This window comes from Clostridium sp. FS41, from assembly GCF_000954015.1.
GTDB lineage: Bacteria > Bacillota > Clostridia > Lachnospirales > Lachnospiraceae > Enterocloster > Enterocloster citroniae.
Genome location: NZ_JYHN01000096.1, coordinates 1 through 776 on the forward strand (window position 1 = coordinate 1; position 776 = coordinate 776).

At 40.5% G+C, this 776-nt stretch carries 2 protein-coding genes; both read right to left on the reverse strand.

The features are described 5' to 3' along the window. Nucleotides 1-282 (reverse strand): hypothetical protein (locus tag CLFS41_RS28615; RefSeq protein WP_242856761.1); only part of this gene is annotated, 282 nt, incomplete at its 3' end. Nucleotides 283-498: 216 nt separating this feature from the next. Continuing rightward, the gene (locus CLFS41_RS28625) at nucleotides 499-708 is read right to left on the reverse strand and encodes a hypothetical protein (protein ID WP_007859642.1); all 210 of its coding nucleotides are present in this window, start codon (nucleotides 706-708) and stop codon (nucleotides 499-501) included. Nucleotides 709-776: the final 68 nt, after the last annotated feature.

The following is a 776-nucleotide window of genomic DNA, read 5'->3' on the forward strand; positions in this document are numbered from 1 at the left end:
ATCCCCTGCATCTGGTCCCTGGAAAGATTGTATGTAGGCTGCTTTCTGTTCTGACGCTCCAAACGGCGCCTTTCTGCTCGGGTCATAATATCGTCTCACTCCCTTCGGTGGCTCCCGCAGTTCCGGATCCGGGCAGGCCACTGTATATGTATAGGCCGGCATCCTGGCGGACCATGTGTCTGGTGGCGGTTCCTTGATGGCTGATTCCGCGGAAGCCGCTACAGCTGATAACCGTAATACCTTATTGGCCTTGACCTGTTTACTGTCTGCTTTCTTTTTCAATCAGATGCCTCCAATTCACAATCATTGATAACCAATTTCGTATACTTTACACTACTGAAGGGTATTGTCATAATCTTATAGTTATCTCTCATTACGGTGTAATGACTCCCCTCGCGTAACAGAAAGCCATCACAGTCTACCGACAAGCTAACTCCGTCATTAAAAACAATTATCACTGTATATGATTTCACGTCATTCTCCTTTCTTTCACAAATCTCAGTTTTGTTGTGTAACCTTATCCTTTTTTGCGTATTCTATACAAAATTTCAACAGCGCTTCTTGCTCATCTTTTCTTAATATTTCTTCCAATTCAAGTGCATTATCAGAAATAAAAAATAATAACCGTCTTGCCTTGAAAGCTTCCGAATAACTACATTTATGCGCTTTTTGTATGTCTGAAATCTTGTATATATTAGTATCCTTCATACTAAGTTCCTCCAAATGTTAATTTTAGATAATAAAACCATCATCAAATAAATCCATTTGGCCTTCAA

Excerpts from the sequence above, each read along its gene's own strand:
- CLFS41_RS28625 (WP_007859642.1), bottom strand. The coding sequence starts at position 708 with ATGAAGGATACTAATATATACAAGATTTCAGACATACAAAAAGCGCAT.